The 7,771-nt window shown below is 69.4% G+C and carries 7 protein-coding genes and 1 pseudogene; all 8 read left to right on the top strand.

All coding sequences use genetic code 11. The annotated features are described in order from the left end of the window. Positions 1-378, top strand: a pseudogene (locus tag VF697_RS14425) (prepilin peptidase); the annotation flags it as partial. Positions 379-394: 16 nt separating this feature from the next. Next, positions 395-1,516, top strand: a complete 1,122-nt coding sequence (locus tag VF697_RS14420) for a sensor histidine kinase (protein ID WP_331095304.1) — start codon at positions 395-397, stop codon at positions 1,514-1,516. Positions 1,517-1,566: 50 nt separating this feature from the next. Next, on the top strand, positions 1,567-2,982 hold the full coding sequence (locus VF697_RS14415; RefSeq protein WP_331095301.1) for a sigma-54 dependent transcriptional regulator: 1,416 nt from the start codon (positions 1,567-1,569) through the stop codon (positions 2,980-2,982). 216 nt (positions 2,983-3,198) lie between these two features. Beyond that, on the top strand, positions 3,199-4,281 hold the full coding sequence (gene pilM / locus VF697_RS14410) for a type IV pilus assembly protein PilM (protein ID WP_331095299.1): 1,083 nt from the start codon (positions 3,199-3,201) through the stop codon (positions 4,279-4,281). Between the two features lie 42 nt (positions 4,282-4,323). Continuing rightward, a complete protein-coding gene (locus VF697_RS14405) occupies positions 4,324-5,001 on the top strand; it encodes a PilN domain-containing protein (protein ID WP_331095297.1) in 678 nt (225 codons plus the stop codon). Positions 5,002-5,015: 14 nt separating this feature from the next. After that, a complete protein-coding gene (locus VF697_RS14400; protein ID WP_331095295.1) occupies positions 5,016-5,594 on the top strand; it encodes a type 4a pilus biogenesis protein PilO in 579 nt (192 codons plus the stop codon). Between the two features lie 78 nt (positions 5,595-5,672). Next, positions 5,673-6,242, top strand: coding sequence for a pilus assembly protein PilP (locus VF697_RS14395; protein WP_331095293.1), 570 nt, complete (start codon positions 5,673-5,675; stop codon positions 6,240-6,242). A gap of 68 nt (positions 6,243-6,310) precedes the next feature. Further along, positions 6,311-7,771, top strand: a 1,461-nt coding sequence (locus VF697_RS14390; protein ID WP_331095291.1) for an AMIN domain-containing protein, incomplete at its 3' end; no start/stop codon positions are given.

Raw genomic sequence — 7,771 nt, 5'->3', positions numbered from 1 at the left:
CATGGGCGAGCGGGACCGGCGCCCGCGCCCGCGGAGTCCACCGCGTCGCCGCCGACGGGCACGGCCGCCGAGTCGGGTGCTCCCCCGGTGAGCGAGCCCGGCGTGTCACCCGTGCCCGAGGTCTCCGCCGCGCCGCTGACGGGTACGGCCGCCGAGTCGGGTGCTGCCCCGGTGAGCGAGCCCGGTGTCACGCCCGAGCAGGCGGGGGAGCAAGGCGCGGACGATGAGGAGGAGGAGGATGACTGGGTGCCGGGCCCCACCAACATTCCGTTCGGCCCCTGGCTGTCGCTCGCCGCGCTCGAGGTGATGCTGATTGGCCCGTGGCTGAGCACGGTGCTGCCGGTGCCGCTCGACTTCCTGATGACGGGGATGCGGTGAGCAAGGGCGTGCGGGGATGAAGTGGCGCGTCGCCAGCGTCGCCTTCCTGCTCAGCGCGGTGGGCACCGGCTGCACCTGGCTCACCCTGCATCGGCCGCTCCTCGCCTTGATGGAGGCGGTGCGCCATACGGCGGGGCACGGCTCGCGGGAGGCCGCCCTGCTGGTGCGCACGATCGGCTCGCTGCCCTTCCTCCTCGGGCTGGACCTGGTGCTGCTCACCGTCGTGGCGTACGGGGTGCTGGACCTGATGGTGGGCCGCCCCCTGCGCCGCACCGAGGAACTGGTGGAGCAGCTCGGCCGGCTGGAGCTGGACGCGTCGATGACGGAGAGCGCGGGGCCCCTGCTGTCGCGCATCCAGCGGGCCCTCTCGCGCATGGCCCTGGCGCTCCAGGAGGAGCAGGAGACGACCCGGCGTCAGGTGGAGGCCCTGCGTGCCGCCAACGCGCGTCTGGCCCAGGCGCAGATGGAGCTGGTGTCCTCGGAGCGGCTGGCCACCGTGGGCCGGCTCGCCGCGGGCGTCGCTCATGAGGTGGGCAACCCGCTGGCGGGCATCCTCGGCTACCTGTCGCTCGCCGGGGCCCGCACCCAGGATCCCGAGGTGCAGGAGTTCCTCGCGCGCATCGATCATGAGGTGCAGCGCATCGACGGCATCGTGCGCGGGCTGCTGGAGATAGGCCGTCCGGGGCGGGGGCTGCTGGGGCCGGTGGAGGTGGGGCACGTGGTGGAGGCATGCGTGCAGCTCGTGAAGGCCGGACGGGACTTCTCGAGCGTACGGCTGTCGCTCGCGCTCACCCCCGGCCTGCTCGCGCGCGCGGACTCCGGGCCGCTGTCACAGATCATCATCAACCTGTTGCTCAACGCGGTGCAGGCCATGGAAGGCAAGGGGGAGGTGCGGCTCTCCACCCGGAGTGAGGGGGGAGACGTGCTTCTGCTGGTGGAGGACGCGGGGCCGGGCATCCCGGAGGAGGTGATGCCGCGCCTCTTCGAGCCCTTCTTCACCACCCGGGAGCCGGGGCAGGGCACGGGGCTGGGACTCGCCGTCTCGCGCAGCCTGGCCGAGGGCATGGGCGGACGGCTGATGGCGGAGAACCTCCCCGGGGGCGGTGCTCGCTTCTCCGTCCGCCTGCCAGGCGTCTGAGGCGGAATCTGGCCGAGCAGGCTGGAGTGGGCTACTCCTGGGATGCAGCCATGGCCCTCTTCCGCAGCATCCTCGTCGCCGATGACGAGCCCTCGCTTCGCCACGTGCTCACCCTGGTGCTGTCCGGGCTGGGCTACGAGGTGCGTGCCGTGGCCGATGGGGAGGAGGCGCTCCGGGAGCTGGCGGCGCGCGACTACGACGTGCTGCTGTGTGACGTGCGCATGCCCAGGCGCGATGGGCTGTCCGTGCTGCGCCAGGCCCTCGCCGAGCACCCGCACCTGACGGTGGTGGTGATGAGCGCGTACGGCTCGCAGGAGCAGGCGCTCGAGGCGGTGGGCGCCGGCGCGTACGACTACGTCCGCAAGCCCTTCAAGCCCGAGGAGATCGTCTTCGTCCTGCGCAAGGCCGAGGAGCGCGAGCGGCTGCTGCGGGAGAACCGGCGCCTGCAGGGGGCCGGAGGGGCCTCGCCCGCGGAGGGCATCCTCGGGGAGAGCGAGCCGCTGCGCGCGGTGCTGCGGCAGGTGGAGCGGCTCGCGCCGGTGGGGACGACCGTGCTCATCTCCGGAGAGAGCGGGACGGGCAAGGAGCTCGTCGCCCGGGCGCTGCACGCGCGCTCGCCCCGGGCCGCCATGCCCTTCGTCGCCGTCAACTGCGGCGCCATCCCCGCGGGCCTCCTCGAGAGCGAGCTCTTCGGCCATGCGAAGGGGGCCTTCACCGACGCGCGCACCGCTCGGCGCGGCCTCTTCAGCGAGGCGGATGGCGGCACGCTCTTCCTCGACGAGGTGGGGGAACTGCCCCCGGCCGCCCAGGTGAAGCTGCTGCGGGTGCTCCAGGAGGGGGAAGTCCGTCCGGTGGGGGAGAACCGCGTGGAGAAGGTGGACGTGCGCGTCCTCGCCGCCACGCTGCGCGACCTGGGCCGGCTGGTGGAGCGGGGCGAGTTCCGCGAGGACCTGTACTACCGGCTCAACGTGGTGAACGTGCGGGTGCCCCCGCTGCGCGAGCGCCCCAGCGACATCGTCCTGCTGGCGCGCGCCTTCCTCACCCGCTTCAACCGCGAGCTCAACCGCGAGCCGCCCGTGCGCGGCTTGAGCCCCGAGGCCGAGGCGCTGATGGTCTCCTACGGGTGGCCGGGCAACGTGCGCGAGCTGGAGAACGCGATGGAGCGCGCCGTCCTGCTGGCCGAGGGAGAGCTGATCCTCCCGCAGAACCTGCCAGAGCGGCTCTGGTCCGCGCCTCCGCCAGCCGTCGCCCCCGTCCCGACCCCTCCGCAGCCCCCTCCGGACGCCAATCTCTCCCTGAAGCAGGCCATCCGCGACCTGGAGGAGTCCTACATCCGCGCCGCCCTGCGCCGCACCCGGGGCAACCGCACCCGGGCCGCCGAGGTTTTGGAGATCAGCCATCGGGCCCTGCTGTATAAAATCAAGGAGTACGGAATCGACGCGGATGCAGAGGGGGAGCGAGGCTGACAGCTCGCCCAGCAGTGGACGGAGCGGCGAACGGGGCGATTTGACGAAACGCGCCCGGGGCCGGAAAATCGGCCTCCTGAGAGCGGCGTGGGTTCTCCGCCGTGGAATTCCGGGGGATAGATTGGCCGCCTGCTACGCGGGCAGGCGCGGAGCACTTTTTAGGAGGGCCCGCGAGCCGGTGCTACGCTGGCGGCCCCTCCACGGAGCGACGACTGTATGGCGAAGGGAAAGCTGGCTCTCGGTCTGGATATCGGATCGACCTCGGTGAAGATGATCCTGCTCAAGGAGCAGCGCAAGCGTGGCCAGGTGAGCTACGCCTTGCAGAGCTTCGGTATGAAGCCGCTGCCTCCGGAGGCCATCGTCGACGGCGCGCTCATGAACTCCACCGCCATCGTCCAGGCGCTGCAGGAGCTCATGTCCGAGCTGAAGGTCAAGAACAAGGAGGTTGCCATCGGCGTCTCCGGCCACTCGGTCATCATCAAGAAGATCCAGATGCCCCGGATGAGCCAGGAGGAGCTCGAGGAGAGCATCCAGTGGGAGGCGGAGCAGTACATCCCCTTCGACGTCAAGGACGTGAACATCGACACGCAGATCCTGGACGCGGGCGGCAATGACGCCACCGGCCAGATGGACGTGCTGCTGGTCGCGGCCAAGAAGGACATGATCAACGACTACACCACCGTGGTCTCCGAGTCGGGGCTCCAGCCGGTGGTCGTGGACGTGGACGCCTTCGCCGTCCAGAACATGTTCGCCACCAACTACGACGTCCCCGACAAGGAGACGGTGGTGCTCATCAACGCGGGCGCCTCGGTGGTCAACATCAACATCATCTCCAACGGCGCCACGGTGTTCACCCGTGACGTCACCATCGGTGGCAACCAGTTCACCGAGGAGATCCAGAAGCAGCTCAACGTCTCCTACGAGGAGGCCGAGGCGCTGAAGATCGGCGGCACCCGCGGGGACTCGGATGCGGTGGTCCCCCAGGAAGTGGAGCGGGTGCTCATGAGCGTGGCCGAGCAGGTAGCCGGCGAAATCCAGCGCTCGCTCGACTTCTACGCGGGCACCGCCGTGGATGCGACCTTCACCAAGGTCTACCTCTCCGGTGGAACCGCCAAGATTCCGGCGCTGTTCAAGACCATCGAGTCGCGCGTGGGCGTGCCGGTGGAGATCCTGAACCCCTTCCGGAAGATCGACGTGGACAACCGCAAGTTCGACCCCTCCTTCATCATGGAGGTGGCGCCGATGGCCGCGGTGGCCGTGGGTCTGGCATTGCGCCGTCCGGGTGACAAGCTCGGCTGACCTTTCCTCTCCGATTTCTGAAGGTTTGAAGGACCGACTCTCATGATGATCCGCATCAACCTGTTGCCCGTCCGGAAGAAAGTGCAGCAGGAGGCGGGCCGGCAGATCCTGGCCCTCTTCGCTGTGGTGCTCATCGCCGCCGGCGTGGGCAACTACTTCTGGTACTCCGATCGGGACGACGTGGTCATGAAGCAGGCCGATGGCCTGAACGCGACCCGTGCGCGCATCGCCGAGCTCGACAAGACGATCGGCGAGGTGAAGAACATCAACGCCCGCAAGGTCGAGGTGGAGAAGAAGCTGGCCGTGCTGGACGAGCTGCGCAGGGGCCGCTCCGGTCCGGTGCGTCTGCTGGACGCGCTGGCCACCTCGCTGCCCAAGAAGGCCTGGATCAAGGGCTTCAACGAGGAGCGCGGCAACGTGCGGTTGATGGGCTCCGCCATCAGCCACGACGACGTGGCCGAGCTGATGCGCAACCTCAACAGCATGGTCTGGACGCCCAAGGGCATTGGCCGCCTGGTGGAGCAGCGCCGCGACGCCAAGACGTCTCGCGTGGAGCTGGTGGCCGCGGACGTGGCCATCGAGGAGTTCCCCGTGGGCGACATCAAGCCCTTCTTCTCCGCCGTCGAACTGAAGAGCACCGCGCAGGGTGCCGCACCCAAGCCGGGTGAGTTGGGGACGGTGGATTTCGACATCACCCTCAACGCCAACTACGCCATCTGAGGAGCCTGAACACGATGGACAAGTATCTCGACAGAATCGTGAAGGCGCCTCCCGCGGTGAAGTTCGGTGGGCTGGCGGCCGCGGTGGTGCTGATGACGGCCGCCAATTTCTTCTGGGTCATCCAGCCGCTGGAGGAGCAGGCGGAAGGACAGCGCGCCGAGCAGCGTCGGCTGGACCTGGACCTCGCGGAGAAGAGCGAGATCGCCCAGAACCTCAACGAGCGCCGGCGCGAGATGGACGTGCTGGAGCAGAAGCTCGCCGAGGCCCTCACCGAGCTTCCCGAGAACAAGGACGTCGAGGAGCTGCTCGCGCAGCTCAACGACATCGGGAAGAAGTCCGGCCTGGCCATCTCCCGCGTGGAGCCCGGTCCGGAGAGCGTGGGGGGCGGCGACTTCTTCGCGCGCATCCCCATCAAGATGGTGGTGGCCGGCAACTACCATGAGATCGCCATGTTCCTGCAGGAAGTGGCGAACATGCGGCGCATCGTGAACGTGAACAACATCCAGCTCGGCAACGCGACCATGAAGAACGAGAAGGTGCTCCTGCAGAGCTCCTTCATGGCCACCACCTTCCGTTTCGTCGAGACGAAGTAAGAAGTCGAGACGAAGACCCAATAAGTCGTAGCAGAAACTTGATCGGTCCTGGAAATGGGGCGACAAGGGGACCTGAGGATGAAGACGTTCCACTCCATGTTCATCTCGGGGGCACTGGCCCTCGTGCTCGCGGGTTGTGGCGAGGAAGAGTACGACGCGCCGCCGCCTCCCGCGCCGGCGCCTGCCCAGGCTGCGCCCGCGAAGGTCGCGGAAGCGGCCGTGGCGGCGGCCACGGCGCCGACGTACACCTACAACTACAACCCGGTGGGCAAGCGCGACCCGTTCCGCAGCCCCGTCGAGGAGTCCAAGACGGACTCGCAGCAGTCGGGGCCGCAGCTGGCGTGCAATGAGCCGCTGTGCCAGTGGGACATCGACCAGCTGCGGCTGGTGGCGGTGGTCACCGGTGACGCCAACCCGATGGCCATGGTGGAGGACCCGATGGGGCGCGGTCACATCGTGCGCCGCAACACCCGGATGGGGCGCCAGGGTGGCAAGGTGACGCAGATCCTCCGTGACGAGGTCATCGTCACCGAGGTCATCACCACGCCCGAGCGCGTCATCCAGAATCCAGTGAAGCTGGAGCTGCGGCAGGACACCACGGTGAACCCCGCCTACGACCTGATGACGGGCAAAAACTGGGAGCCGTAGCGGCCCGGTGACGGGGGAGCCGGGTTGGCCTGGCTCCCACGGCCCATAGCAACTTGTTGAGGGGAAGCATGCTCGAGAAGAGCGTTGTGACGAGGGGCAAGTTGATGAGCATGGTGACCGCTTTGCTGGTTGCCATCGTGGGCGTCGGGGCCGAGGCCGCCGAGCTCAATACGCTGCGTGACCTGAAGGTCGTGCAGACGGGAGCGGGCGCCCAGGTGGTGGTGACTGGCACCCGGGCTCCCACCTTCACCGTTTTCCGGCTGAGTGGTCCGGAGCGGCTGGTGGTGGACCTCTCGTCCGCGGACGCCACGGGCATCAAGGGACACCACAACGGAGAGGGTCCGGTGTCCGGTGTGGTGGCCTCCCAGTTCTCGGACGAGCGCGCGAGCGTCGGCCGGGTGCTGGTGGCGCTCCACCAGGCCGCGCAGTACGACGTGCGCGCGGAGGGCAACCGGATCGTCATCTCGGTGGATGGGGCGGTGGCCGAGGCGAAGGCCGAGGCTCCGACCGCGCCCGAGGTGAAGCCCGAGCCCGTCGCGCAGCCGGCTCCCGTCGTGGCCATGGCTCAGCCCGCTCCGGCGGAGCAGCCCGCGCCGCGGCCGGTGGCTCCGAGCGAGTCGCCGGAGAAGAAGACGCCCCCCGCGCAGCCGGCTCCCGCCGTGGCCAAGGCCCCGGCCGCGCCGCTGCCGGAGAACGTGGTGGCGGCCGAGGCGGACGAGCGCGACGTGGCGCACCCGGCCCGCCGCATCACCGCCCTGTCCTTCGCCCGTGAGACGCTGAGCATCCGCGCCGACGGCGAGGTGGCGCGCTACGAGGTGCTGGAGCTGGCGGATCCGCCGCGGCTCGCGGTGGACGTGTATGGCGTGGGCCTGTCGGCCCGTGCCCCGCGGGTCCAGTCGGGGACGCTGAAGGACGTTCGTGTGGGCGCGCACTCGGACAAGGTGCGGCTGGTGCTCGATGTGCGCGGAGAGATGCCGGCGTACCGGGTGGACCGCAAGGGCCGTGGGCTCGAGGTGGTGCTCGGCGACAAGGTGGCTCGCAAGCCCGCCCCCGTGGCCGACACGCCCGAGAAGGTGGTGGCCGAGAACGAGCCCCTGCGTCCCGCGCCCGTGGCCGCGCAGCCGGCGACCGTGGAGGTCAAGGACCTGTCCTTCGACGAGAACGACGCCGGTGGCCGGGTGAACCTGAAGCTCTCGGGCGCGGTGGCCTGGAAGGTGGAGCGGCCGGATCCTCGCAGCGCGGTGCTGACGCTGGAGAACGCGAAGCTGCCGCGCAAGCTCGAGCGCAGCCTGGACACCAGCGATCTGGAGACGCCGGTGAAGATGATCAGCGCCTTCTCGGTGCCCGGCGAGGGCAACCGGGTGCGCGTGGTGGTGGCCGCGGACGGCGCCATCGAGGAGAACGTGAGCCAGGTGGCCGGTGGCCTCGCGTGGCGGCTGAGCGTCAAGGGCGTGAAGACGGAGCAGGTGGCCGTCACCCAGCGCACCGCCGGCTTCACCGCCGAGGCTCCCGCCTATGCCGCCGAGGGC

The organism is Archangium sp., from assembly GCF_036388035.1.
Lineage (GTDB): Bacteria > Myxococcota > Myxococcia > Myxococcales > Myxococcaceae > Archangium.
This window is presented reverse-complemented; position numbering and strand designations above follow the sequence as displayed.

Bases quoted from the DNA above. Each gene is read 5' to 3' on its own strand.
- VF697_RS14420 (WP_331095304.1), top strand. From the start codon at position 395: ATGAAGTGGCGCGTCGCCAGCGTCGCCTTCCTGCTCAGCGCGGTGGGC.
- VF697_RS14415 (WP_331095301.1), top strand. From the start codon at position 1,567: ATGGCCCTCTTCCGCAGCATCCTCGTCGCCGATGACGAGCCCTCGCTT.
- pilM (WP_331095299.1), top strand. From the start codon at position 3,199: ATGGCGAAGGGAAAGCTGGCTCTCGGTCTGGATATCGGATCGACCTCG.
- VF697_RS14405 (WP_331095297.1), top strand. From the start codon at position 4,324: ATGATGATCCGCATCAACCTGTTGCCCGTCCGGAAGAAAGTGCAGCAG.
- VF697_RS14400 (WP_331095295.1), top strand. From the start codon at position 5,016: ATGGACAAGTATCTCGACAGAATCGTGAAGGCGCCTCCCGCGGTGAAG.
- VF697_RS14395 (WP_331095293.1), top strand. From the start codon at position 5,673: ATGAAGACGTTCCACTCCATGTTCATCTCGGGGGCACTGGCCCTCGTG.